The organism is Terrabacter sp. BE26, from assembly GCF_041941675.1.
Taxonomy (GTDB): Bacteria; Actinomycetota; Actinomycetes; order Actinomycetales; family Dermatophilaceae; genus Terrabacter.
This window is the reverse complement of sequence record NZ_CP090122.1, coordinates 3,812,686-3,838,253: the sequence shown is the minus strand read 5'-3', so window position 1 is coordinate 3,838,253 and position 25,568 is coordinate 3,812,686. Positions and strand designations below refer to the sequence as shown.

At 66.6% G+C, this 25,568-nt stretch carries 23 protein-coding genes and 1 pseudogene; 7 read left to right on the top strand and 17 right to left on the bottom strand.

The window, feature by feature from the left end; genetic code table 11:
• Nucleotides 1-32: 32 nt before the first annotated feature.
• Both fabI and LQK93_RS17465 read right to left on the bottom strand, forming a co-directional pair.
• Nucleotides 33-794 carry an enoyl-ACP reductase FabI gene (gene fabI, locus LQK93_RS17470; protein WP_374969032.1) on the bottom strand — a complete coding sequence of 254 codons (762 nt, stop codon included), beginning with the start codon at nucleotides 792-794 and terminating at the stop codon, nucleotides 33-35.
• 76 nt (nucleotides 795-870) lie between these two features.
• The gene (locus LQK93_RS17465) at nucleotides 871-1,605 is read right to left on the bottom strand and encodes a beta-ketoacyl-ACP reductase (protein WP_374969031.1); all 735 of its coding nucleotides are present in this window, start codon (nucleotides 1,603-1,605) and stop codon (nucleotides 871-873) included.
• A 109-nt stretch (nucleotides 1,606-1,714) separates the two neighbouring features.
• Between LQK93_RS17465 and LQK93_RS17460 the strand changes: the two genes are divergently transcribed.
• Entirely contained in the window at nucleotides 1,715-2,005 is a 291-nt protein-coding gene (locus LQK93_RS17460; RefSeq protein WP_374969030.1) for a DUF3099 domain-containing protein, read from the top strand.
• Entirely contained in the window at nucleotides 2,002-2,250 is a 249-nt protein-coding gene (locus LQK93_RS17455; protein ID WP_374969029.1) for a hypothetical protein, read from the top strand. Before LQK93_RS17460 ends, LQK93_RS17455 begins: the two co-directional genes overlap by 4 nt.
• Before the next feature lie 21 nt (nucleotides 2,251-2,271).
• Here LQK93_RS17455 and LQK93_RS17450 read toward each other — a convergent pair whose 3' ends face one another.
• The gene (locus LQK93_RS17450; RefSeq protein WP_374969028.1) at nucleotides 2,272-3,744 is read right to left on the bottom strand and encodes a carboxylesterase/lipase family protein; all 1,473 of its coding nucleotides are present in this window, start codon (nucleotides 3,742-3,744) and stop codon (nucleotides 2,272-2,274) included.
• A gap of 61 nt (nucleotides 3,745-3,805) precedes the next feature.
• On the bottom strand, nucleotides 3,806-4,828 hold the full coding sequence (gene moaA / locus LQK93_RS17445; protein WP_374969027.1) for a GTP 3',8-cyclase MoaA: 1,023 nt from the start codon (nucleotides 4,826-4,828) through the stop codon (nucleotides 3,806-3,808).
• 33 nt (nucleotides 4,829-4,861) lie between these two features.
• Between moaA and LQK93_RS17440 the strand changes: the two genes are divergently transcribed.
• Nucleotides 4,862-5,662: an SURF1 family protein gene (locus LQK93_RS17440; protein WP_374969026.1), complete on the top strand. Its 801-nt coding sequence runs from the start codon at nucleotides 4,862-4,864 to the stop codon at nucleotides 5,660-5,662.
• Nucleotides 5,663-5,905: 243 nt separating this feature from the next.
• Here LQK93_RS17440 and LQK93_RS17435 read toward each other — a convergent pair whose 3' ends face one another.
• From LQK93_RS17435 to LQK93_RS17400, 8 genes are all read right to left on the bottom strand, one after another.
• The gene (locus LQK93_RS17435; RefSeq protein ID WP_374969025.1) at nucleotides 5,906-7,819 is read right to left on the bottom strand and encodes an ABC transporter ATP-binding protein; all 1,914 of its coding nucleotides are present in this window, start codon (nucleotides 7,817-7,819) and stop codon (nucleotides 5,906-5,908) included.
• A 145-nt stretch (nucleotides 7,820-7,964) separates the two neighbouring features.
• A complete protein-coding gene (locus LQK93_RS17430; RefSeq protein WP_374969024.1) occupies nucleotides 7,965-8,738 on the bottom strand; it encodes an enoyl-CoA hydratase/isomerase family protein in 774 nt (257 codons plus the stop codon).
• Nucleotides 8,739-8,777: 39 nt separating this feature from the next.
• A complete protein-coding gene (locus tag LQK93_RS17425; RefSeq protein WP_374969023.1) occupies nucleotides 8,778-8,978 on the bottom strand; it encodes a hypothetical protein in 201 nt (66 codons plus the stop codon).
• A 95-nt stretch (nucleotides 8,979-9,073) separates the two neighbouring features.
• Complete coding sequence (locus LQK93_RS17420) at nucleotides 9,074-9,787, bottom strand: hypothetical protein (protein WP_374969022.1); 714 nt, start codon at nucleotides 9,785-9,787, stop codon at nucleotides 9,074-9,076.
• Between the two features lie 36 nt (nucleotides 9,788-9,823).
• Nucleotides 9,824-11,422 carry an ABC-F family ATP-binding cassette domain-containing protein gene (locus tag LQK93_RS17415; RefSeq protein WP_374969021.1) on the bottom strand — a complete coding sequence of 533 codons (1,599 nt, stop codon included), beginning with the start codon at nucleotides 11,420-11,422 and terminating at the stop codon, nucleotides 9,824-9,826.
• 29 nt (nucleotides 11,423-11,451) lie between these two features.
• Entirely contained in the window at nucleotides 11,452-11,772 is a 321-nt protein-coding gene (locus tag LQK93_RS17410) for a hypothetical protein (protein ID WP_374969020.1), read from the bottom strand.
• Nucleotides 11,769-11,939, bottom strand: coding sequence for a hypothetical protein (locus tag LQK93_RS17405; protein WP_374969019.1), 171 nt, complete (start codon nucleotides 11,937-11,939; stop codon nucleotides 11,769-11,771). Before LQK93_RS17405 ends, LQK93_RS17410 begins: the two co-directional genes overlap by 4 nt.
• A 90-nt stretch (nucleotides 11,940-12,029) precedes the next feature.
• Complete coding sequence (locus tag LQK93_RS17400) at nucleotides 12,030-12,332, bottom strand: hypothetical protein (protein ID WP_374969018.1); 303 nt, start codon at nucleotides 12,330-12,332, stop codon at nucleotides 12,030-12,032.
• A gap of 186 nt (nucleotides 12,333-12,518) precedes the next feature.
• On the opposite strand from LQK93_RS17400, the gene LQK93_RS17395 reads away from it, so the two are divergent.
• On the top strand, nucleotides 12,519-13,937 hold the full coding sequence (locus tag LQK93_RS17395) for a recombinase family protein (RefSeq protein ID WP_374969017.1): 1,419 nt from the start codon (nucleotides 12,519-12,521) through the stop codon (nucleotides 13,935-13,937).
• Nucleotides 13,938-13,983: 46 nt separating this feature from the next.
• Entirely contained in the window at nucleotides 13,984-15,204 is a 1,221-nt protein-coding gene (locus tag LQK93_RS17390) for a hypothetical protein (RefSeq protein WP_374969016.1), read from the top strand.
• A 683-nt stretch (nucleotides 15,205-15,887) separates the two neighbouring features.
• Here LQK93_RS17390 and LQK93_RS17385 read toward each other — a convergent pair.
• From LQK93_RS17385 to LQK93_RS17375, 3 genes are read right to left on the bottom strand one after another with little or no spacing between them, the layout of a single operon-like run.
• A complete protein-coding gene (locus tag LQK93_RS17385; RefSeq protein WP_374969015.1) occupies nucleotides 15,888-16,418 on the bottom strand; it encodes a hypothetical protein in 531 nt (176 codons plus the stop codon).
• Nucleotides 16,419-16,455: 37 nt separating this feature from the next.
• Complete coding sequence (locus LQK93_RS17380) at nucleotides 16,456-17,169, bottom strand: AIPR family protein (RefSeq protein WP_374969014.1); 714 nt, start codon at nucleotides 17,167-17,169, stop codon at nucleotides 16,456-16,458.
• A 32-nt stretch (nucleotides 17,170-17,201) separates the two neighbouring features.
• On the bottom strand, nucleotides 17,202-17,558 hold the full coding sequence (locus tag LQK93_RS17375; RefSeq protein ID WP_374969013.1) for a hypothetical protein: 357 nt from the start codon (nucleotides 17,556-17,558) through the stop codon (nucleotides 17,202-17,204).
• A gap of 2,377 nt (nucleotides 17,559-19,935) precedes the next feature.
• Between LQK93_RS17375 and LQK93_RS17370 the strand changes: the two genes are divergently transcribed.
• Both LQK93_RS17370 and LQK93_RS17365 read left to right on the top strand, forming a co-directional pair.
• Nucleotides 19,936-20,829, top strand: a complete 894-nt coding sequence (locus LQK93_RS17370) for a hypothetical protein (protein WP_374969012.1) — start codon at nucleotides 19,936-19,938, stop codon at nucleotides 20,827-20,829.
• A gap of 138 nt (nucleotides 20,830-20,967) precedes the next feature.
• Nucleotides 20,968-22,692 carry a caspase family protein gene (locus tag LQK93_RS17365; RefSeq protein ID WP_374969011.1) on the top strand — a complete coding sequence of 575 codons (1,725 nt, stop codon included), beginning with the start codon at nucleotides 20,968-20,970 and terminating at the stop codon, nucleotides 22,690-22,692.
• A 391-nt stretch (nucleotides 22,693-23,083) separates the two neighbouring features.
• On the opposite strand, the gene LQK93_RS17360 is transcribed toward LQK93_RS17365, so the two are convergent.
• Both LQK93_RS17360 and LQK93_RS17355 read right to left on the bottom strand, forming a co-directional pair.
• Nucleotides 23,084-24,298: a hypothetical protein gene (locus LQK93_RS17360; protein WP_374969010.1), complete on the bottom strand. Its 1,215-nt coding sequence runs from the start codon at nucleotides 24,296-24,298 to the stop codon at nucleotides 23,084-23,086.
• A 970-nt stretch (nucleotides 24,299-25,268) separates the two neighbouring features.
• Nucleotides 25,269-25,542 (bottom strand): annotated as a pseudogene (locus LQK93_RS17355) (IS3 family transposase); the annotation flags it as partial.
• Between the last annotated feature and the right edge of the window lie 26 nt (nucleotides 25,543-25,568).

The window sequence follows — 25,568 nt, the reverse complement described above, 5'->3', positions numbered from 1 at the left end:
ACTCTAGCGAGACGACGGCAGGGCCTGCTCGCTCACTGCCCCATGGCGTGCACGCCGCCGTCGACGTGGACGATCTCGCCCGTCGTCGCAGGGAACCAGTCGGACAGCAGCGCGGCACACGCCTTCGCGGCCGGCACCGGGTCGTTGACATCCCAGCCGAGCGGTGCGCGCTCGTCCCAGACCTGCTCGAACTGCTCGAAGCCGGGGATCGACTTCGCGGCCGTGGTGCGGATCGGGCCGGCGGCGACCAGGTTGCAGCGCACCTTCTTCGGCCCGAGGTCACGGGCGAGGTAGCGGTTGGTCGACTCGAAGGCGGCCTTGGCCACGCCCATCCAGTCGTAGACGGGCCAGGCGAACTTCGCGTCGAAGGTCAGGCCCACGACCGACCCCCCCCCGGACATCAGCGGCAGCGTGGCGACGGCTAGAGACTTGAGGCTGTAGGCCGAGATCTGCAGTGCCGTCGAGACGTCCTCCCACGTGCCCTCGAGGAAGTTGAACGCGCCCTGCGGCGCGAAGCCGATGGAGTGCAGCACGCCGTCGAGGCCGTCAACGTGCTCACGCAGCCGGTCGGCGAGCGTGTCGAGGTGCTCCTGGTCGGCGACGTCCAGCTCGATCACGGCCGGCGTCTCGGGCAGCCTCTTGGCGATCGTCTGGGTGATCCGCATCGTGCGTCCGAAGGAGGTCAGGACGACGGTGGCCCCCTCCTCCTGCGCGACCTTCGCGACGTGGAACGCGATCGAGCTGTCCATCAGGACACCGGTGATGAGGAGCTTCTTGCCTTCGAGGATTCCCATGCCTGCGACTTTCTCGTGTGGGGACGCTTTGCTGCGCGCGAGGGCGCGGACGGCGTACGTATGCCGTCTGGTGGGGTCAGTGCCCCATGCCGAGCCCGCCGTCGACGGGGATCACCGCGCCGGTGATGTAGGCGGCGTCGTCACCGGCCACGAAGCGGACGACGGACGCGACCTCCTCGGGGGTGGCGAACCGGCCCGCGGGGATGTTGGCGAGGTAGGCCTTCTTCTGCTCCTCGGGAAGCACGGCCGTCATCTCGGTCTCGATGAAGCCGGGGGCCACGACGTTGGCCGTGATGCCGCGTCCGCCGAGCTCGCGCGAGATGGAGCGGGCCAGGCCCACCAGCCCGGCCTTGGAGGCCGCATAGTTGGCCTGGCCGGGCGATCCGTAGAGCCCGACGACGCTGCTGATGAGAACGATGCGGCCCCGGCGCTTGCGGATCATCCCCGTCACCGCGCGGCGCGCGCAACGGAAGGCGCCGGCGAGGTTGGTGTCGATGACCGAGTCGAAATCGTCGTCGCTCATGCGCATCAGGAGCGTGTCGCGGGTGATGCCGGCGTTGGCCACGAGCACCTCGACGGGGCCGCCGAAGATCTCCTCGGCCGCGGTGAAGGCCGCGTCGACGGAGGCCGACTCGGTGACCTCGCACTTCACGCCCCGGAGTCCCTCCGGCGGCTCGCCGGAGCGGTGCGTGATCACGACGTTGTCGCCCGCATCGACGAAGGCCTTGGCGATGGCCAGCCCGATGCCGCGGTTGCCGCCGGTCACGAGCACGTTTCGCGCCTGGGTCGTCGACGCTTCGTTCGTGGGCACTGGTGGGTTCCTCCATCGGTCCGGCGGTTTCCTGCCCCGAAACCTAACGGACTACCGAAGGGTAGACAGCACCACGGCTCGCCGGTCGGAACAGGCCTATGGTGGAAGGGTGCCAAGAGCCAAGAAGCACCCGGTGGTGTACTCCGTCACCTCGGCCCCGACGTCCACGACGGACGACCAGGACAAGCGCATCAGGCGCTACCTGACGATGATGGGCATCCGCATCGCCTGCTTCGGCCTCGTCTTCATCACGTCGGGCTGGCTTCGCTGGACTGCTGTCCTCGCGGCGGTGTTCATCCCCTACGTCGCCGTGGTGATCGCGAACGCCGTGGCTCCCCGGCAGCCGGGCAGCCTCCAGTCGGTGACGCCGCAGGACGACCTGCACCGCATCGAGCAGTGAGCGCCGTCGAGCCGACGCCGGACCGTCCGGGGGCCGGCGATGCCCACGTCTGCAGCGCCAAGGGGTGCCGTGGGATCGCCCGTCACGCAGTGGTCTGGAACAACCCGAAGCTGCACGCCGCCGACCGTCGGAAGGTGTGGCTGGCCTGTGACGAGCACCGCAGCAGCCTCGCGGACTTCGTCGCCCTGCGCGGCTTCCTCATCGAGGTCGTCCCGGTCGCGCAGCTGACCGACGCCGACGGCTGAGCCGCCCGCGTCGGGGCAGGCTCATTCCCACAAGGCCAGCTCGGCGCCGCGCGGCGCCTCGACGACCTCCGAGGGGAGGTCGAACACCATGACGGACGGGTGTGTCGGGGTCCACGTGGGCCAGCCGGCGTCTCCGTCTCGCGCGAACGCCACCCAGGCGGCGTGCATCTGCTCGGCGAGCTGCTGCGGTGCGTCCTCCCCCGCCATCAGGGATCCGTCGGCGAGCGTGTCGAAGACGAACGCCAGCTCAAGCGCGTGGCAGGCGCCGAGGTCGGCGACCTTCGTCTCCCAGCCGAGCTCGTAGAACTGCACCGCACCCCCGGAGGCGTGGTGTCCGGCGGCCAGCCGGGCGGACGGGCCCCGGAAGGCTGCGTCGGTGAGGATGGCGCACACGAGGTCGCCGGGTGAGGCGTCCGGCCGGGTGGCGGCATACCTCTCGACAGTCCCCTCGGGCCAGCCGTAGCGGGCGGCCAGCACGGGGAGGACCGATTCAGTGACTCCACCGGCGATCCCGGTGGGCACCAGGAAGAGGCGGAACTCGTCGCGGGTCGTGCCGATGAGCAGCGGTATGCCGTCGGCGGCACCCTGCGCGATGCGCTCCTCCGGCACACCGGGGACGACGTCGCCGTCGACGACCGGGAACAGGCTCATGATGCCGAGGCCGCCACGCAGCACGGAGGCTCCCCACCGGGCCGGGTCGGGGTCTGCCTGGAACGCGAGCCCGATGGCCGTCTGGGCCGCCACGACGACCTCGGGGTCCAAGGCGCCGAAGGCCTCCGCTGTCGCGGGCACGCCGAGGTGCGCGGCGATCTCCGCGCTGACCTTGCGGGCGTCCTCGAGCGAGCAGACCGCCGTGCCGCCTCCGCTCTGGATGACCGCCCGGTGGAAGAGTCCCTTCGCTGCCGGCGAGGCCATCAGCGTCGCGACGCTCATCCCGCCCGCGGACTCACCGAAGACCGTCACCTCGTCGGGGTTGCCGCCGAAGGCCGCGACGTTGTCGCGCACCCACTCGAGTGCCGCCACCTGGTCACGCAGACCCAGGTTGGTCGGAGCCCCCTCGAGCACCGCGAAGCCGGGCACCCCCAGTCGGTAGTTGACGGCGACGAGCACCACGCCGTCCCGTGCGAACGCCGTGCCGTCGTACGTCGCGACCGAACTGGCCCCGCGCACGAAGGCCCCGCCGTGGATCCAGACCATGACCGGCAGCGCTTCGGCGCCCTCTGGGGCCCACACGCTGACGCTGAGGTAGTCGTCACCGGGGTCGACCGAGCTGGGCAGCACCGTGTCCATCGGGGTGGGGTATGCCGACTGCGCCGCTGTCGGGCCGTGCTCGGATGCGGGTCGCTCCCCCTCCCACGGCACGACCGGCCCCGGTGCGCGGTAGCGGTCGGCACCCACCGCGGGAGCGGCATACGGGATGCCGAGGAAGGCGTTCACCCCGTCCCGGCTCGAACCACGGACACAGCCACCGGAGACGCGCACGACGGGACCCATGGGGCCATCAAAGCAGCCGGAAACCCCACCCGAGGGGAGCGGCTCGGCGCGGGTCTGCGACTCAGCCGCCGATCGCCGACATGGGACGGTCCGGCTGGACGAAGCCGGGGTCGCCGATGCCGTGCCCGCGGCGCTTGCGCCACATCTCGCCCCGCATCAGCCCGAGCAGTTCCTCGTCGGTGGCACCGTCGCGCAGGGGGCCGCGCAGGTCGGTCTCGGTGGTCGAGAAGAGGCAGTTGCGCACCTGCCCGTCGGCGGTCAGGCGGGTCCGGTCGCAGGCGGCGCAGAACGGCGCGCTGACGCTGGCGATGATGCCGACGGTCTCGGGCCCGCCGTCGACGAGGAAGCGCTCCGCCGGCGCGGAGCCGCGGTCGGCTGCAGGCAGCGGCGTCAGCTCCCAACGCTCAGACAGCCGGGCACGGATCTCGTCGGCGGTGATCATGTCGCTGCGGTCCCAAGCATGCTGGGCGTCGAGGGGCATCTGCTCGATGAACCGCAGCTCGTAGCCGCGCTCCAGGCACCAGGCCAGCACGTCGGCGACCGAGTCGTCGTTGATGCCGCGCATGGCCACGGCGTTGACCTTGACGGGGGTGAGGCCCGCGTCGGCGGCGGCCTTCAGGCCGGCCTCGACGTCGGCGAGCCGGTCACGACGCGTCAGCTGGGTGAAGGTCTGCGAGTCGATGGTGTCGAGGCTGACGTTGACGCGGTCGAGGCCGGCCTCCTTGAGACCGCGAGCCACCCGCTCGAGGCCGACGCCGTTGGTCGTCATCGCGATCTTCGGTCGCGGCTCGAGGGCCGCGATGCCGGCGACCAGGTCGACAAGCGAGCGGCGCAGCAACGGCTCCCCGCCGGTGAGACGCACCTGGGTGACGCCGTCGCGCACGAAGAGGCCGATGATGCGCAGCATCTCCTCGTCGGTGAGCATCTCGGCCCGTGGCATCCACGGCAGCCCCTCGGCGGGCATGCAGTAGGTGCAGCGCAGGTTGCAGCGGTCGGTGACCGACACCCGCAGGTCGCGCGCCACCCGGCCGAACTGGTCGGCAAGGCCGGCCGGTCGCACGCTCGGGTCAGGAAGGCGGGTCATGGGCTCCACTCTAGGCCGGGGTACCGTCGATGGGTGCTTCGACTCTGGCTCACCCGGCGCTGGCTGCTCGGCACCCTGGCCGCAGTCGTCTTCGGGGTCGCCTGCTTCTATCTCGGGCTGTGGCAGTGGCACCGGCACGTCGAGCAGCGCACGAAGGTCGCCGCCATCGCCGGCAACTACGACGCGACGCCGGTGCCGTTCTCCCCCGCCCTCGTGCAGCAGCCCCTCTCCGCCGAGCGCCAGTGGACCCGCGTGACGATGACGGGGACGTATGCCGTCGGTAGCGACCTGCTGGTCCGCAACCGGACGATGGACGCGACGGTGGGGTTCGAGGTGCTGACCCCACTGCAGACCGACGGGCTGACCATCCTGGTCGACCGGGGATGGGTCCCCAACGGCGCGAACGCCGAGACCAGCCCACCGGCCGACCCCCCGCCCTCCGGTCCGGTGCGGGTGAGCGGGTGGCTGCGCACGGGCGAGGTCAGCCTGGGGCGTGACCTGCCCCCGCCTCAGCTCGCGAGCGTCAGCCTCGCCGACGCCCGCGCCCAGGTGCGCTCGCTCAGCCCGGTGGACGCCTACATCGTGCTGGGTGGGCAGGAGCCGGCGCCGACCGCCGGGCAGCATCCGCTGAAGCTGCTGCCGCGCCCCGAGGAGGACCTCGGGCCGCACCAGGCCTACGCCTACCAGTGGTGGCTCTTCATGCCCGGCGGCGTGCTTTTCGTCTTCTTCGCGATCCGTCGGCAGGCAGCCGCCCTCCGGGAGTCGCAGGGCGGTCCGGAGGCAGTCGCGCCCCGTCCGAAGAAGGTGCGCATCTGGGACGAGGAAGACGCCTGACGCAGGCTGGCCAGGGTCACGCCCCTCGCCCGGTGGGATCCGCACTGAAGGCCTCCCCACCGATTGGATCCGAGCCAGCCGCTGTGCGTTGGGTCGCGAGGTGACTCACGGGAGGTTGACCGTGGGCGGCCCCGGCCTGCGTCACTCTCAGACCCAAGGCACCGGGAGCGCCGGAAGGCCAGCAGGCCCGCCGTCGGTCGACAGGTGAGCCGGGCAGCCGCGGGCGGGAGGGCGCCCGGCTGCTCAGACGTGGTCGAGGGCGTCGGTGCCGAGCTCGTCGAGGTCGACCGGGTGGGTCCCCTCGTCCCGGTCGACGCCCTTGTCGTCGAACTGGGTCGCATGCAGGTCGGCGTAGAGACCACCCGCCGCGAGCAGCTCGGAGTGCCGGCCGGTCTCGACGACGCGCCCGTGGTCCAGGACGACGATGAGATCGGCCTGGCGGATCGTCGAGAGGCGGTGGGCGATGACGATCGAGGTGCGTCCCTCGAGGGCCGCGTCGAGGGCACGCTGCACGGCGACCTCGGACTCGGAGTCGAGATGGGCCGTCGCCTCGTCGAGCACCACGACGTCGGGCGCCTTCAGGAGCAGCCTGGCGATGGCCAGGCGCTGCTTCTCACCGCCGCTGAGGCGGTGACCCCGGTCGCCCACGACGGTGTCGAGGCCCTCCGGCAGCTCGTCGACGAGCTGGCTGATCTGCGCCGCTCGCAGGGCGGCGTGGATCTGGTCGTCCGTGGCATCGGGACGGGCGTACAGCAGGTTGGCGCGGATCGTGTCGTGGAAGAGGTGGGCCTCCTGGGTGACGACGCCGACGCGGTCGCGCAGGGACGTCATGGTCACCTCGCGCAGGTCCGTGCCGCCGATGCGGACCGCACCGTCGCTCGGGTCATAGAGCCGCGAGACGAGTGAGGTGAGCGTCGTCTTGCCGGCCCCGGACGGACCCACGAGCGCGACGAGGTGCCCGGCCGGCGCCTCGACGCTGACCTCGTGGAGCACGTCGCCGCTGCCGCGTCGATCGCCCGAGGCGACCGACTCGAGCGAGGCCAGCGACACCTCGTCGGCCGACGGGTAGCGGAACGACACCCGGTCCAGTTCCACGCCGAGGGGACCGGCGGGCAGCGAGACGGCGTTCGGGCTCTCCTTGACGAGGGGCTCGAGGTCGAGCACCTCGAAGACGCGCTCGAAGGAGATCAGCGCGGTCATGATGTCGACGCGCACGTTGGACAGGGACGTCAGCGGACCGTAGAGGCGGGCCAGCAGGGCGGCCAGCGCGAGCAGGGTGCCCACCGACAGCGTCCCGTTGACCGCCATCACGCCGCCGAACCCGTAGATCATCGCGGTCGCCAGGGCGGCGACCAGGGTGAGCGCGGCCATGAACACGGTGCGGTTGAGCGCGATCTGGACGCCGATGTCGCGCACCTTGCCGGCCCGGTCGGCGTACTCGGCCTCCTCGCGCGAGGGCGTGCCGAAGAGCTTGACGAGCAGGGCCCCGGCGACGTTGAACCGCTCGGTCATCCGCGTGCCCATGTCGGCGTTGAGGGTCATCTGGCGGTGCGCGAGGCTCGCCAGTCGCCGGCCCATGAGCTTGGCCGGCACGAGGAAGAGCGGCACGAGCAGCAGCGAGCCGAGGGTCAGCTGCCACGAGAGGGCGACCATCGCCCCGACGACGAGCACGACCGACACGATGTTGGACACGACGTTGGACAGCACCGAGGTGAACGCCTGCTGGGCGCCGACGACGTCGTTGTTGAGCCGGGACACCAGCGAGCCAGTCTGGGCGCGGGTGAAGAAGGCGATGGGCTGGCGCAGCACGTGCCCGAAGACCTGCGTGCGGAGGTCGTTGATGAGCCCCTCACCGATGCGCGCGGAGTACCACCGGGAGACGACCGTGAGCAGGGCGTCGAGCACGGCGATGCCCGCCACGACGATGGCCAGGCGCACCACCACCGACGAGTCCTTCGGGATCACGCCGTCGTCGACCAGGCTCTTGAGCAGCAGCGGCACGGTGACGACGAGCACCGAGTCGACCACCACCACGACGAGGAAGGTGATGATGGCTGACCGGTAGGGGGCGGCATACGTGAGGACGCGTCGGCGCGTGCCCGGCGACAGGCTCCGCTCGGTCACCGACGAGTCACGCGACATCGATCGCATCGCCATCCACGGCTGCATCCCCACTGCTCAGACCTCCTGTCGTCCCCTCCATCCAACCGCGCGGCACCGACAGCGATTCCCGCGACCCCGGGGCCGCTGCCGGAGGCGGGCATCCGGCGCCCCGCCACACGCCCGGGCGTGTGGGGCGGCGTCAGGACGCCGGGCCGCCGAGCAGGGTCTGGAGCAGGCCGGTCTGGGCCGCGCGCTCGCGCGCGAGCTGGTCCTCCCGGCTCCCCGCCACCGCTGCGCGCAGCAGCGGCTTGAGGGAGCGCAGCGCCGGCGCCGGCGCCGCGAGCAGCGCATCGACGAGCGAGCCCGTCGCCTCGTCGAGGTCGGCGGCCGGCGCGAGCGAGCCGACCAGCCCGATCGCGTGCGCCTCCGGCGCCGAGACCTTCCGGCCGGTGGCGCAGATCTCGAGCGCGCGCGCGTAGCCGACGAGGTGCACGAGCGGACCCGTGCCGCCGAGGTCGGGAACGAGCCCCAGGCTCGTCTCCCGCATCGCGAACCACGCGTCGAGCGCGGCGATCCGCAGGTCGGCCGCGAGGGCCAGCTGGAAGCCGGCGCCGATCGCGTAGCCGTGCACCTGGGCCACGACGACCGCCGGGCACTCGGCCCACGCAGTGAACCCCTGCTGGTAGGTCGCGATCCCCCGGTCGATGCCCTCCGGCCCGGCCTGGGCGAGCTCGGCCACGCTCTCCTCCCCCGGCACGCCGGCAGGAGTGAAAATGGCGGTGTCGATGCCGGCCGAGAAGGCGTCACCGGCACCGCGGAGGACGACGACGCGTACGTCCTCGGGGACCGAGCGCGCCTCGTCGGCGAGCGCCGCCCAGAGAGAGGGCGTCTGCGCGTTGCGTCTCTCCGGGTGGTCGAGCGTGAGGGTGCGGACAGGCCCGTCGGTCTCCACCCGAAGGTGCGGATGCGTCATGGACGCAGGCTACCGGCGGGTCCGCGCCGGAGCCGTCGGTCAGGCGGCCGGTGCGCTCGACGCCGGCGCGGGAAGGACGACGCGCAGGACGCCCCACCCGCTCACCGCTGCCGGCTGCACCAGCTCGACCCGGAAGACGCGCGCACAGGCCAGGCACGACCACGCGGCGGTCGGGTCGGGGAACGGCGTCACGTCGTCACCCCCGCAGAACGGGCAGGTGAGGTGGTGGGAGGTCGGCATGACCACCAGTGTCCGGAGCGGCGAGCGCCGCGTCAATAACCATTCATTATTTGAAACAGCACCAATGCTTATGTATGCCGGGTTACCTGAGCGAGTCAGTGCCCTAGGGCCCCGATCGCTCGCGCCACGACGAGCAGGGACGTCAGCAGCGCCGCCGTGGCCTCGAGTCCCATCAGCGCCTTGGCCCGTGGCGAGAGAGGCATGGTGTCGGTGGGGCTGAAGGCGCTGGAGTTGGTGAGCGAGACGTAGAGGTAGTCCACGAACCCGGGCCGCCAGTTGCTGCGCTGGCTCGACGTCGCGGCCACCTCGGTCACGGTGTCCTGGTTCTCGTCCTGGGAGAAGCGCCAGTCGGCCGGGGGCATCCTGTCCCGGGCCACGGTGTGCCGCGCGACCGGTCCGCCGCGGTCCAGCTCCCAGAAGAGCAGCCCGAAGCCGATCACGTTGGTCAGCCACACCTGCATGCCGGCCAGGAGGAGCGGCATCCCGTTGGGGTTCGCCTCCGTGAGCGTCCGCACCAGCATCGCGAGCGCGACCAGGTTGGTGGCGATGACGAGACACGCCAACGCGATGGAGATGCCGCGTGACCAGCGCGTCTGCCGGACGAGGCGCCGCGGGTTGGTCACCAGCAGGGCCGCGAGCAGTGCGAGCTCGACGACAGGGATCGCCAGTCGCGGCCCGACGAGCAGGCGCTCCGGCAGGACGGCATAGGCGAGCACCGCCACGACCACGGCGAGGGTGGGCCAGAGACGGTTCTCGCCCGCACTCGACCGCGTCTCGTGCCGGCGTCGTCTGGACCTGCTCGCTCCCATGGCGCCAAAGGTAGCCATGGGAGCCGGGAGATCCGGTCAGGCGAGCGAGATGAGGTCCTTGTAGTCGGGACCCCAGAGGTCCTCGACGCCGTCCGGGAGCAACAGGATGCGCTCGGGCTCGAGGGCGTCCACCGCCCCCTCGTCGTGGGTCACGAGCACGACGGCGCCCTCGTAGGTCTTGAGCGCCCCGAGGATCTCCTCGCGCGAGGCGGGGTCGAGGTTGTTCGTCGGCTCGTCGAGCAGCAGCACGTTGGCCGAGCTGACGACGAGCATCGCGAGCGACAGGCGCGTCTTCTCGCCGCCGGAGAGCACCCCGGCAGGCTTCTGCACGTCGTCGCCGGAGAAGAGAAACGAGCCGAGCACCTTGCGCACGTCGGTCTCGCCGAGGTCGGGCGCGGCCGACTTCATGTTCTCGAGGACGGTGCGGGAGACGTCGAGGTTCTCGTGCTCCTGGGCGTAGTAGCCCAGGCGCAGGCCGTGGCCCGGCTCGACCTCGCCCGTGTCAGGGGCATCGACGCCGGCGAGCATCCGCAGCAGCGTGGTCTTGCCGGCGCCGTTGAGACCGAGCACGACGACCCGGCTCCCCCGGCCGATGGCGAGGTCGACGTCGGTGAAGACCTCGAGCGAGCCGTACGAGCGCGACAGTCCCGAGGCGCGCAGCGGCGTCTTGCCGCAGGCGGCCGGCTTCGGGAAGCGCAGCCTGGCCACCTTGTCCTGCACGCGTTCGCCCTCGACGCCGGCCAGGAGGCGCTCGGCCCGCTTGGCCATGTTCTGGGCAGCCGTCGCCTTGGTGGCCTTGGCGCGCATCTTGTCGGCCTGGGCGAGCAGCGCACCGGCCTTCTTCTGCGCGTTCTGCAGCTCGCGGCGGCGGCGCTTCTCGTCTGTCTCACGCGACTGGAGGTAGGTCTTCCAGTTGACGTTGTAGACGTCGAGCGCCGACCGGTTGGCATCGAGGTGGTAGACCTTGTTGACCACGGCGTCGAGCATCTCGGCGTCGTGGCTGATGATGATGAGGCCGCCCTTGTAGGCGCGGAGGTACTCGCGCAGCCAGAGGATCGAGTCGGCGTCGAGGTGGTTGGTCGGCTCGTCGAGGAGCAGGGTCTCGTTGCCGGAGAAGAGGATCCGCGACAGCTCGACACGGCGACGCTGACCACCGGAGAGGGTCTTGAGAGGTTGTCCGAGAATCCGCTCGTCGAGGCCCAGCGCGCTCGCGATCGAGGCGGCCTCGGACTCGGCCGCGTATCCGCCCTGGGCCTCGAACTCCACCTCGAGGCGGGTGTACTTGCGCATCGCCCTCTCGCGCACCGACTCGTCGTCGCTGCCCATCCGAGTCTCTGCCTCGGTGCGCTGACGGACGATGGTGTCGAGGCCGCGAGCTGAGAGGATGCGGTCGCGGGCCAGGATCTCGAGGTCGCCGGTGCGCGGGTCCTGCGGCAGGTAGCCGACGGCGCCGGTGCGCGTCACGGTCCCGGCTGCGGGCTGGCCCTCGCCTGCCAGAACCTTCGTCAAGGTGGTCTTGCCGGCGCCGTTGCGGCCGACGAGGCCGATGCGGTCGCCGGAGTCGATGCGGAAGCTGGCGTCCTCGACGAGCAGGCGCGCTCCTGCACGCAGCTCGATCCCGGTGGCGACGATCACGGCATTCCTCCTATCGGTGCCGCACTACGTCAGCGGCCGGACAACCCCACCAGTCTAGGAGCCGCCGAGGGGTGCTCTCGACGCGTTATCCGCTCGGCGGCCTCGTGGCAGGCGTTGCAGGCGCACGCCCGCGACGCGTGCAGCGTGCCCGCGTTGCGCTGGGTGCCGGGCTCCCACAGCGGCTCCGGTATGCCGTGTGGCGACGTGCGGGTGGGCAGCAGCGTCGGCACGGGGTCGGGGTCGGTCGTGCCGCTCCGGCAGCACCGGCACGGCGTGTAGCCGCCGTTGCCGCCCTCGTGCCAGGCCACCTGGTGGTCGCAGGTGCGACAGAGGTGGACGAGGACGCTCACGAGCTCAGCCCGTCGGGCGCGACGGGCATGAGGACCGAGAACCCGGCGCCGTCCCCGCGGATGGCAAGCGGCCGGCGATGGCCGTCCAGCTCGAGCCGGGGGTGCGGCGCGACCACGGCCAGCGCCTCGCGGAGGAACTCAGGGTCGACGAAGACGTCCGCTGCCACCCCTTGCCCCGGTCCGTGCGTCGGCGCCACGGACACGGTGCCGCCCCGTACCAGCAGGCCGACGGACTCGGCGCCGACCGGCAAGCTCGACTAGAGCTGCCCCGCGTCGGCGCCGCATGCCCGGGACTGCCAGTCGACGATGGCGCGGTGGTCCGGAAAGGCTTCGGGGGTCACCGCCTCCTCGTCCGCGTCGAACAGGCCGACGGGCGTCACCTGAAGCTCCTCACCGAGCCGCAGCCCGACGCGATCCTCACCCACGTCCAGCTCGACGGCCGTGTCCTCGAGCCCGACGCGATCCTCACCCACGTCCAGCTCGACGGCCGTGTCCTCGAGCCCGACGCGATCCTCACCCACGTCCAGCTCGACGGTCGTGTCCTCGGCTTCAAGGAGCACCTGAGCGCTATGAGGTGGGGCTCCTGAGGTCGACCCTGCGGCCGCACGTCCTCAGTATGAGCTCAACGAGGTTACGCACGTCGCCGGCGGATAGAGGACGGGAGGCGTCAGCTCGGCGAGACGAACCGGGAGATCAGCAATTTTGACGGGAGTATGATTGCTTAGACCTTCTCCTCGGAGCGTGCCATGACCCTGCCCGCCGGCATCTACGTGCGGATCTCGCGCGACTCTGAAGGGCTCGGCCTCGGGGTCGAACGTCAACTCGCCGACTGCAAGCGGCTCGTGACCCAGCTCGGATGGGCCGTCGCCGGCATCTACGAGGACAACGACGTGAGCGCCACCCGCGGCAAGCCCCGACCCGCCTACGAACGCATGATGCGTGACGTCGCCAACGGAGTCCTCAAGGCCGTCGTCGTCTGGGATGTCGACCGCCTCACCCGCACGCCTAGAGAACTCGAGGACGTCATCGATCACGCCGACCGCCTCGGGCTCAAGCTCGCGTCCGTCGGCGGCGACATCGATCTGGCTACCGAACAGGGCCGCATGATGGCCAGAATGAAGGGCACGGTCGCTCGGTACGAGGTCGAACAGCAACGTCGCCGGCTCAAGGCCAAGCACCGAGAACTCGCTGCCAACGGCGCTCACATCGGCAAGCGGCCGTTCGGATGGAACTTCCGCCCGGACCGGACGCTGACGCTCAACCCGGAAGAAGCAGCGGTAGTCCGCGAGTGCGTCGACCGCGTGCTCTGCGGTCAAGGACTCTGGAAGATCTGTAACGACCTCAACCGACGGGGCATCGCGACCAGCACCGGAAAGCCATGGCATACAGTCGTCCTTCGCCAGATGCTGCTGCGCTGGCGCAACTGCGGCGTGCGCACCCACCTGGGCAAGGAGATGGGCCCCGGACAGTGGGAGCCCATCATCGACCGCTCAACCCACGAACGCGTCGTGGCCCTACTCACCGATCCCGGGCGGCGCAGTAACAACCGAGGCACCGAGCCGAAGTACCTCCTGACGTCGATCGCCTACTGCGGCGTGTGCGGCGGCCCGCTCGTCGGCACGAACGAGTACACCTACGTCCTGAAGTCTGGGCGCAAGCGGGTCTACCCGCACACTTACACGTGCGCCCATGCGGGATGCATGAAGGTTCGTCGCCGCATGGCAGACGTCGACGAACTCATCACCAGCGTGACCCTGGGCGTCCTCAAACGCGACGGAGTCCGACTGCTCGGCGGAGACCCCGCTGCCGCCAAACACGCGCGGGAGCGAATCGCGGCCCTCGAGACCAAGCTGGCCCTCGCCGCCGACCAGTTCGCCGATGACACCATCACCGGCGACCAGTTGCGGCGGGTCTCCGAACGCCTCAAACCACAACTCACCGATGAGCGCGCCCGGCTAGCCACTGCCCAACCCAACCCCGAACTGGCCGACTTCACCGGGGAGACAGTCGACGCCGCCTGGCACGCCTCCGACATAGAGACCCGCAAACGAATCATCCGCCTCCTCGGCATGCGGATCACGATCAAGCCCATCGGCTCCGGCAACGGGCGCACCTTCGACCCAGGATCAATCCAGATCGAGTGGCCCCCACCAGCGCCCGCATAGTCCGAGCGCTCAAAACCTATGTCGGGCACAATGGTCGAACACCTCGGTGAGCCTTGAGGACCCGATTAAGGGGGTGGGAGCCGTCATGCCTGGCCTCGGAACTGTCTTGGTCGACAACACAACGCTATTTGGAGCAGCTCGCGCTCTTGAGACGTGGCCGCCACGCTCAGGGGAGTGGATCTCTGGATCACCCGCCGTGGACCTAACATCCCTAATGGACACTCTCGAAGGAGTCGTGCTGCATCAACACTTGTTGGTGGACAACTCGAGTCGCGCCAATGGCGGAGAGCCTTGGCCCGAACTCGCCGACTCTGGAGTCCTGCAAAGCGACTTATTGCTCGATGATCCGGAGCAGTACGCCATTCTGGTGAGATCAGCCACGACTTCGCTGACGGAATGGATTCAAACGGGTCGGCTGGGAGTCGAACGCGCGCGCATCGCGCTTCAAGACCCAATCGCCGCCGTGCCGTCCATATACCGGAACCCCAAAGAGTTTTACGAATTGACGGCACATGCTGCCTACCTATCAAAGGCGGCAGCCATACAATTCCTTGTTCCTCTGCGTGAGCTGTTAGAAGGCTTGGAGAGCAACCTCGCAAGTTATGCGATGTTCGCATTTCGCGGCTTCTACTACGAGGAGCTCGCTCACCTCCGATCAATATCGTACGCTCCCCACTGCTGGCGGAGCCCGCTAATTGACTCAGACAGTAATCGCGGATCGTTCAGGTTCGCTGAATTCGCCCTCGACTTAGCTGTGGAGCTCAGGCGAGAACTCGCCCAACGCCTAAACGGTGAATTCGGTGTCGGAGCGCTCGATGCCGAACTTCCGTTGCTGGCATCGTACATCGCCAGCCAAGCCGGTCGCAGAAGCGAGCTGTTGCCTATCGCGCTAGAACTCCGTGCGAATAGGAAAGTCATCGCATTCCGGCGTTGGGTTGAGCACCTCGAGACTGCAATCGCCACACAAAGCGATTTGAGGGGACTTGGCGCTGCCAGCATTGAACTTCAGGAGTTGTTGACTGACCTGGGGAGAGAACTGGGCCTCCGGAAAAGTCCCGAGAATGCGGGACAAGCCATAAAGTTGAAGTTGGCGGTGCCCTTCCCATTGGGCGTAGCATCTGCCGAGAGGACAATTCATCCAAAGATTCCGCTTGCCTGGCGCCGCATATTCAGGCGCCGCACCCACCTTCTTTTCCTACGGGATTTGACGAAAAGAGCCCTAGAGATTAGCCCGTTTGTCGTCGCATTTGGCCGCCTGCCTGCATAATTGTGGATGTGCTTCACTTGATTTTGGCTTCGCTGCGCTCTGTGAACCTGTGCGACTCCCCCGACGGGTCAGGTACGGTCATCCCAGTGCGCGAACAACAGTAGAGCGCCCGCACCAGCGGGAGTCGAGCATAGCCGACGGAGGCAAACGCGCGAATGGCCCCACGCGACAAGACGCCTTCAGTTTGGGGGCGAACCGCCGGGGGCCGAATCGCAGCGCTCGAAGCCAAGTTGGCACTAGCCGCGGACCAGTTCGCCGACGATACCATCATTGGCGACCAGCTCCGCCGCGGTCTCCGAACGCCTCATGCCACAACTCGCCGATGAACGAGCCAAGTTGGCCGCTGCCCAACCGAACCTCGACCTAGCCGGTTTCACCGGGCGGCCGTCGACGACGACTGGCGCGCTGCCGACGTCGAGACACGCAAACGGATCATCCGCCTCCTTGGCATGCGCATCACCCTCAGCCCCACCGGCGGCAAGGGACGGACGTTCGACCCCGATCTGTCCAGATCGAGTGGTCGACTCCACTGGGGTTCTAAGAGGACCACTCCGCTACTATGGGCGCGGCACACCGCCCACTCAGGGCACGCATGCCGCCCACTCCGACGCAGCCAAGACGCACCGTCCGCCTATGGCCAGTTACAGCCCGACCATGGCCATCCACACCACGGCATAACTGCATTAGCTCGGTGACCACCCAGCAAAGGTTTCAGCCTTCTCGCGCTCGACATCCTTTTCATGACTGGACAAGATTGCTTGCGCCAAGTCCCCCGCCTGCTTGGGACTCTTCAGAATCGTCTTGTAGTCGAAGTCAATCGACTTCGACTCCACGTTGAGATCGACGACGACGGTCTTCAGAATCTCCTCGCACTTCCTCAGGAAATCCTCCATCTGACATTCCGTCAGAGACTCTGGATTGGCCACATACGGGCGGGAACCGTCACTCTCTCGCAGGATCTCAGACAGCAAGTAGAGGATGAAGTACCTGGTGAGAGTGTATGAGGCCATCGGCCGATTCTTGAGTCTGGGGAGGCTCTGGATAACCACCTGCATCAGGCGGTGCACAAAGATGACGCGTTGCGCCGTGACTTCAGGGCGTCCGAAAATGTCTGCATACTTCTCGTCGAAAACCTTGTAGATCTGGTGCGCCGACCACGGCTCAAGGACATCGAACGCTAGGAGCGCCCGCCCTGTTTCGTTGTTCGTGATCACCATTCGGCTAGAGGGGGCCCTCTCGCCCCGCTTGATCTCAAAAGTAATCTCCAGAAGCGTCGTTCATCTCCTTCTGCAGGCGGAGCTGAATGGCATGGTTCGAGCGGAGGTCCCGGGGCTTGATGGCGTTTTGGTTGTTGCTGTTCTCGGTGATGGCTCGAGCGAGTCTCTCGTCCTGAACCTCCACCACACGTACTAGTACGCGGAGGTCCTCCGAAAGCTTGGCTTTGTCGTTGTAGAGACTGGTGAGGCTCTGAGCCCCATTAACCACCGAATACTCCTTAATGGTTAGTTGACCATCTTCGGATTTGATTGCCGAGGAGCAGAGGATTATGATTCCATTATGCCCCAGAATGAAGCTCGCGTGGCCGGACTTGTCCACGAGCGCGTTGCGGATAGACTTATTCACTGCGGTGTTGCCAAGGGTGTAGCGGACGTTTTCGCGAAACAGAGAACCGTCGGCGATACCGTCCATATGCACCAACTGAAGGGCCCTAGCGGGGAAGACATGCATTTTGGGGGCGTGCTGACCCGCACCAACCTTCATATCCAGCGGGTCAACGTATGAGGTGTCGAAAGTGAAGGACCCTTTCTTGCCTTCAGCCGTGTCGACCTCGACGACGCGCGCAGCAATCTCGTCACGATCGAAGATGCGAAGGTCGGGCGTTACCGCCGCGTAGCCGACGGTGTCCTCGTTTGCGGTCTCGTTGCTGACATACACGCCGATCAGTCGGTAGCCCTGCGCAACCATTTCGGCGAGATGAATTCGAGCGATGAGCCGCTTTAGTTCCCATCAGCGTTTCCACCTAGGATCGTCATCACCTTGTCACTGGTGTCGAATTGCGCCACCGAGCCCATCAGATTCTTCGGCCCCACGTCTCCGATCCTGCCGTGGTCCTGCTGGCGGATCTTCGCCTGGAGAAAATGAATCTCTTCATTGTTGTGGTCGACATAGATGCCATCGATGCCCTTGTCATTGGAGTGGTCACATACTGCGTCGCGCGCATCAGTCTCTTCGAGTCTGTAAACGTTCTCGAGAAACCACACCAAGAACGAGGCTGACTCACCAAGCCCGGTTCGCTCTTTTATGGTGGCAAGGCGTTGAGAGAGCAGGCCGTAACTCAGATCGATTGGTTTCACGCGGCCGAGACTACTCGTTGCGAGCGCCCCGTCGAACCTCCGCAAGTCTTGCGCCCTGTAAGCATCCCGATAACAGTGGCGGAGGCGACTGCACTCTCAACTGCCGTCTCGGGTTGTTCCCAGCGTCCACGAGCCCAACCGGCCGACGCGACGGATCGGACAGGTGCCGGGACGGCGTTGACTGCAACAAACACAGGCGCTATGAGGGGCGGGGCGATTTCGGTGGCGCAGCCCCTGAGCGGTCTGGACACTCCCTGAGCGGGTGGCGAGACGCGAGGTGACGGTGATCGACACGCTTTCGCCCAGGGACTGGAGCCCCCACCCCTTCATGGGCTGGGCGACCCTGCCTTTGAGTGTCCACAGGGTAGCCGTCGGACGTGCCTGTTCCGGGGACAACCGTGAGTCGGTCGAGATGGTTGTGAGCAGCTGCGACACCGAATCGTCGAGTACCACGAGCAGCTCCGTGGCGGCGATGGACACAGCCGGGTCCAGCCATCACGCAGACCCCCACACGAACGAGTTGGCTTCCGGGAAGGTGGCGCCCTTCCAGGCCGGCAAGACTCCCTATCTTCCGCCGCGATGCGGCGGGCCACGCATCGAGTTCGGCGTCGGCAGCTTCGGTGGTCCAACCGCGCAGGGCCGCTCACGTAGGTCGCATCGAGACCGCACACTCCGGCTACCTCCAAAGACACGTATATCCGGCCAATGACTAGGTGTCGGGCCCACAGCAGGCGCAGAGCGTCGTAGGCAACGACGACGCCGGGGCTGTGCCCGCACGAGGGCGACGCGCCGGTTCCTGCCACCGTCGTGCAGACTCTCCAGGAGACCAACGAGGTTGTCCCGGACCTTCTGACGGACCGCCACGTTCTCGACCCCGCCGTCGAGGTAGCGAGCGACGTCACCGAGGTTGCCAAGCCCCCCGGGGATGACGGCATTTCTCACCGCCCGGGTGACCCATTGGAACCATGTAGTGCCACCGAACTGCCCCACCCACCGCCACGCGAAAGCGACGAACACGGCAAGTCCGAGGAGTAAGCCCCAGGCCCATGCGAGGCGCAGCCGGACAACCCGCTGGTCGCGGTGGAACGCGAGGCGCCGCACGAGGTGGAGGAACCACCGGGCAATGTGGGCCATCTTGGTGCCGCCCAGGTCCGAGGCCCAGTAACCCTCGTAGAAGTCGACCTGCCCTCGCGGGTACGTCTCTGACGGGCTCTCACCCCGCGACCGGTCACGGGTCGAAGCGCCGGCGGTGATGGCGGCGGCCGCGACGACCATGTCTCGGTTAAGCTCCGGCAGGACGACGAAGGTGTGGAGCTCGAATGAGCTGTCGTACCCTATCCACGACTGACCACATGCGCCGCGTGGCCGCATCGCAACGCTTGGCGTACTCCTCGACGAACTCGCGCAAGGTGCACATCGGCGCCTGCTCCCCTATGCCGTGCACGACGACGACAGCAATCCGGTCCGGGTCGTGCCGGCGCACGCCATCGTCGGGACCGCGCGCTATGGAGTCCATTCTGGTATCTGTACCGGGCAGGCTGCCGGGGCGCAGGGGAAGGCGCTGGTGGTGAGTCGGGACACCCAGCTGGAGCCCCACCCGAGCGCCCGACTGGCATCTTCGGCAGGTAGGCAGGCCGCCCTGCGGGAGGTTCGGTCATGGCTTCCGCCCATTCTGAACCATGACGTCGGAGCCCTTCGAGCATCCACCCGAGCGGGCGCCTGCAAGCCGTTTCGCGCAGGCGCGCAGGAGCTGGGTATGAGCCGTGCGTGCAGAGCACGACGCCGCCAGGCGCGGGTGCAGTGCAGCAGCCCAACTAAGGACCCAGAGCCGGCCACCTCTCCGCTCGATCAAGCCGCGACTCTCGTACAGCGTCACCCAGCCTATGGTCGGCATGGTCGATACCTCGCACGAGCTGTACCTGGCTCGCGAGGCGGAGCACATCGGTGAGCCCACCGATGAAGAGGAAGCGGCCGGGTCGAGTGCGTCCGAGTTTCGGCCAGTACCTCCCACACCTGCGAAAGTAGAAAGTGACCTTGACAGGAGGCAGGGCGAGAGCGACGCTGAAAGTGTCTCTTGCAGGGCGCAAAGGTTCGGGTGTTTCGGCACACTTGCATGAGGGGGACGCCGGGACACCAATGGCGTTGGGGGCTCTAGATGAGCGAAGTACGACTTTTGGCATAAGCGGGGTCCTCAGTCGGGAGATAGGGCAACCCTCTCCTCACCTGCCGGTCCACCTTAAACGCGCTGACCGGACATCGGGACACTTCCCGAGAATGTTTATCACCGCAATAGGTGCCGCGGGGTCATAACGTGCACACTGTCGCAGGGGGGGCAAACGCACTCGCACCGTGGCTCGCACGACGCAGGGAGTGAACCATGGCAAACGCTGTTGAAGCCGAGAAGGTAGCAAAGAGGGACGACGTCGACCGTGTCGACAGAGAAGCAGGCGCCGGTGACGGGTTGAAAGGCCAGCTTAGGCCTGACAGGGGCGAACCGATGGTAGACCAATGGTTCGTCGTGGAGGTGGATAACCCATCCCCGTACGAGGACTCGCTGGAGGAAGTGCAGCACATCGGCGCCTCAAGAGGTTCGGAAGCTCCTTCCATTCCGCATGGTGCGCTGATCACTTCGCGGGCCGATGGGTCCAGCTACCTGATGGCACCGGGTGGGCTGCAGCAGATCATGAGTCCCGGACAGATCACCGGAAACCCATATCTCAACCTCCACTCAGCTCCCCGCTTTGAACTGACGCCGGAACTGATCGATGACCTTAGCTCACCCGCTCCTACCCGGGATGGAACAGCAGCTCCTTTGGCGACCGGCGAATTCCGGGCCGTATCCTTCGATTCAGGAGACGTATTCCTGGGAGCGGGCCACTGGATGCGCACGTGGGGAACGCTGGCTCAGAGTGGTCAGGTTGCAGCTATGACACGAACGCGCACCCTGACCTGGTTCGGTGGCTATCACGGCGGAGTCCACTTGATCGCGGTTGACGGGGACGAGGCCCCGGTGTGGATGAGCCAACTGCACCGATTTGGGGTGGACGGAACCTGGATCGGCCAGTCCGACCGGACAGACGCCTGGTGGGAAGACATGCCCCTGGACCAGCTAGTTCGGGTGCAGAAGTTCTACATCTTCCAAGCCTGGGCACCAGACGACTTCTCGAGCGCTGTGCAGAGATGGGCACAAGAAGGGAAGCCAATCGGCGATCTCCTTGGCACGGTTGCAGACATCGCCAAAGTCATCGTCGCCATCATCGCCCTCTTCTAAACACGGCCCCGGGGTTGCCATCCTCAGCCGTGGATGGCAACTCCGGGATTCAAATTGCTGCACGGAGCCAGCTATATCAGCGAAGTCTTCCTGGGCTGATCCCATACGCAGAACGCCTGTTTCAGAAACGGAAACGAAATGGCTCATTCGACGTTAGACATTCATGCCCCCAAGGCTACCGACAAGCGCTCTCCTATCCAAGACGGCCTAATACGCCGCGGCGCCGTCGGACTATCGACGAACATCGGACTCAATGCGGTAAATCGAACTCAATACGGGGGCTGGGCCGGCCACTCGAATGGATGCGAGAATGACGCCCTTACGATGGCGGCAATCGCCCGCAGCCAAGGCTTCTCCACCACAGTCCTTCTGACTGAAAGAGCGCAAACGGGAACCATTCTGGAGAACATCGCCGCCGCAGCGAAGACGTTGCAGCAGGGAGACGTATTTCTCCTGACAATCGCATCGCACGGCACACAATTGCGAGACATCGGCTCAGACGAGCCGGATGGCAAAGACGAGGCATTGGCGATGTACGACCGCCTACTCATCGACGACGAGATTAACGCTGCACTCACGCAGTTTCGTTCAGGGGTCAGGATTATATTTGTGGTAGACAGTTGCCACAGCGGGACAGCCGCCCGCGATTTTGAGGACGCCCTCCGCGATGTACAACGCACGGGCCTTCGTGGCGGACCAGAGGACTGGCGAAGCACCTTCCCCGTCCCGCGCGCTATGCAGTGGCAGGACCGCGACAAGGCTTACGCAATAAAAAGAGGCCTTTATGAGAGGCTGAGGGCAAATCTGCAATCCACACCCAAGCCGAACCCAGATACACTCTTATCCGCCGCTGCATGCCAAGATCTAGAGTTAGCTTTCGAGATAGGCGACCATGGGGTGTTCACAACTGCTGTGAGCCAAGTTTGGGATAGTAGCGCCTTCCAAGGAGACAACGCGACTTTCTGGGAACTGGTAAAGGAGAGGGTGAAACGGCGCCAAGTCAACCAAAACCCAAGGATTGATTATCTGGGACCAGGCTCGAACGCTCTCAAAACAGAGCGACCTTTCACGGTCGACCTTCGCTCGCACGGGCCCCAGCGCAGGCTCGTCGTGGAGGTGGATAACCCATCCCCGTACGAGGACTCGCTGGAGGAAGTGCAGCACATCGGCGCCTCAAGAGGTTCGGAAGCTCCTTCCATTCCGCATGGTGCGCTGATCACTTCGCGGGCCGATGGGTCCAGCTACCTGATGGCACCGGGTGGGCTGCAGCAGATCATGAGTCCCGGACAGATCACCGGAAACCCATATCTCAACCTCCACTCAGCTCCCCGCTTTGAACTGACGCCGGAACTGATCGATGACCTTAGCTCACCCGCTCCTACCCGGGATGGAACAGCAGCTCCTTTGGCGACCGGCGAATTCCGGGCCGTATCCTTCGATTCAGGAGACGTATTCCTGGGAGCGGGCCACTGGATGCGCACGTGGGGAACGCTGGCTCAGAGTGGTCAGGTTGCAGCTATGACACGAACGCGCACCCTGACCTGGTTCGGTGGCTATCACGGCGGAGTCCACTTGATCGCGGTTGACGGGGACGAGGCCCCGGTGTGGATGAGCCAACTGCACCGATTTGGGGTGGACGGAACCTGGATCGGCCAGTCCGACCGGACAGACGCCTGGTGGGAAGACATGCCCCTGGACCAGCTAGTTCGGGTGCAGAAGTTCTACATCTTCCAAGCCTGGGCACCAGACGACTTCTCGAGCGCTGTGCAGAGATGGGCACAAGAAGGGAAGCCAATCGGCGATCTCCTTGGCACGGTTGCAGACATCGCCAAAGTCATCGTCGCCATCATCTCCCTCTTCTAAAGACGAGGTTATCTGGGCCCGGCAAATGCCCAGCTCGAGCCTGCAACTCTTCGCTCGCTCGACGAGCGCGTGGCAGCCGGATTGAGTGAGAGTCCAGACGGTGTGACTCATTCCGTCAGGCCGACTCGCCTTGTACACGGGCAGATCGTGGCGTTCTGTCGTCAGCCCGTTTGAGCATGGCCGCCATTCTGATCTGGGGAAAGCGCAGTCGGGGCCGCTCTCCCACACTGCCCCGTTTGGTTAGCCTTAGAACGCATGCCCTGCCTCTCCCCGAGTAAATGGCATCCGCAACGTAGCCCGAGGCGCTGAAACCGATGCACTGTGCACCGCTGATGGCGACCGGCCCCGAACGCTCTCCCTTTAGCGTGAGCTATTCCGCTCCTGTCGCCGTCTAGTCAGACGCTCCAAGATTAGGGCGATGCCACGCAACCCAAATCGAGACGGCCGCTGAGAGGGCGATCGTCGCCCCGAGCACGTGTGGAAGCTCCACCTTGAACCTCACATCGGCTGCGGCCGGTGTGGCACTCAGGGCATACATGGCAACACCGAGACCGGTCAGGACGGTTGCGGGCGTGAAGATCCACACCCAGACCCTGAGCATACTTGCCTGCAACAGTCGAGCCGACGAGCTCGGAGGGCGACGAACTAGCGGCTTCCCATGTCGAAGCCGCGACCGAATCGACTTTGCGCTTCCACGCTGAGGTGGCGACTCAAACCGCGCGCCCCAAAAGCGCGCGGGCATCTGCAGGCTGTCGTACAAGAAGAGCGAAGCGAAGTAGAGGGCCGCCGACGAAGCCAGCGCAGCGAATGCTAGCCACTGGAAGAGCGTCGGCTGCCTCTGCAGGGTGTTTTGTAGGAGGAACGTCGTGAGCCCGACGATCACGGTGCCGAGTGCCGCGGCCGTAGTCATCTTCGACTTGATCTTGGCCCTGACAGCTTCTGCTTCCTCAGGGCCGTCGTCCGAGATCGTCCACAGCAGTCGCCACGCCTTCCCCGCGCGGGCAAGGCAGACCAGCTCGCCATGAGCCACCGGTACTGGCTGGCCCACAATCGCTGAAGCCAGATAACCGATCAGCGGATCGTTTCCCACCAGTAGCGGGGCATCCCCCGTCGCACTCCGAGCCTCCATGCCGCCGGTCGCAGTTGAAGTCAGCCAAGAGCGCAATCGGTTGAACGCATCCTCGCTGGGGGAGTATGCCGAAAGAGCCAGCGACGGGTCTTGGTCAGCCGTTGCTTGGCCAGGCAGCGGCGCCCCCATCCATCGCTGTCGGGGCGCTCCCGGCTGCCCGGATTCGCTGGCCGCCGGATCCGGCTGGGGGTGAAGCGCGAAGCGCCTCTCTGGCAGCCCAGTCATGCGCCCTACGGCATCCGACAGTCCGAGAGTCAGGAGGTCGAGTGTTTGCTGCACTTCCGATGCTTGATCCGTCGTATACCAAAGCCGGAGCCGACGCTCCGGCTCGCCGCGCCACTCACGCTCGGCCCATTCGCCCAGCCGTGCGGCGACCTGCCGAACATTATCCGAGCCCTGCATCGTCAGATGGCCATCCCTGTGCGCGGCGTGCCTCATGAGGAACAAGTACTCCCGGTCCGTGGCCGCAGCACGCATGGCCCCTCCTATGCAAGGTTGTTATGGCTACCGCTTTGGCTTAGCAGATACCCAAGCCGTCCCCATGATCCGCGCAGCACGCCTTGACGACAAGCACACGGGGCGGCCGGCAGCCATATGCAACCGCAGACATGCAGCGCCTGCGTCGTAGACCCCGAGCACCTCGCGGTCCTCGGCCGACAAGACCACCGTCCACGGCGCCCATCCTGGTTGCTGATTCAGCGAGGAGGGCGGAACCGTTCTGCGCGAACGAGATCGCGGCGCACTCGCCGAGCCTGACTCAGCGCCACGCTTACATTCGACCGGCAAGAGATCCGAAGCTCGAGCAACTGCTCGTCGGACAGAATGGGCGAACGCTTCAGAATCTCCTCGCTGTCGTGGGCACCCTGCCCAGTTAGTCGCGCCAGTTCCGACTGTCGAATGCGGTCACTTTCGCCCTTCAGACCGCCAGGTACGCGACCGTCCTGTCGGGTGGTCGCCTCGGCGGCCACGTCCACCCAACTCTTGCACAGACGCTGGAGCCGCCCCCGATCCTCCGGGGCGGCTGAGACCCAGGCGCAGTAGGCCAGCCACCCGCCGGTCGAGGCCAGTCCCTCGGGAAGCAGCCGCACGGGCGTAGGGCGTCAATAGGACCCTGGTCGTGTCCCCGTCCTGCAGGACGCGTGCCCAGCGGACCATCTGATCTGTGGTGGCCCACACGCCGCACACCTCCTGCAGGGACGAACCTGCCGCGAGGCTGCGATCAAGGCTTTCGAGTGCGCCGACCATTTCGTTCAACACAGCGCCCACCGCGAGGACGTGGTCTGCCGGCAGGTCGATCGGGCGCAGAACACGCTTGAAAATCCACTCCTGCCCTAGCAGCGACCAAAAGTTCACGACGCTCCCCAATCCGTCGACGTGCCGCCTTTCTCGTATGGTGCCAGCCCGCGTTCGTCAGCGACCCGGATTGAGGGAAGGAAAGCCGGCACCGTCGCTTGAGCCGCTTCACCTCAGCCGACTCCTCGCCGGTGACACCCGGCCTGGCACCCTGATCGACCTGGGCCTGACGGACCCAAGTTACGGACGGTCTCCGGGGTGTTCACCCCGAGCAACTGAGGGACCTTGGTCGTCGCCTCCCAGTCCGTGGCGTGATCGGCACGGATCTCCTCGAACATCCGCACCCCCCAAGCCTTCGGCTCGGGTGGGTAACTTCTGGACGTGTTCCGAGCACAGCAACCTTCCCCAGGCTTGGAGTCTCCCGACATGCCGGTGCGGTTCATGTACTGCAGAG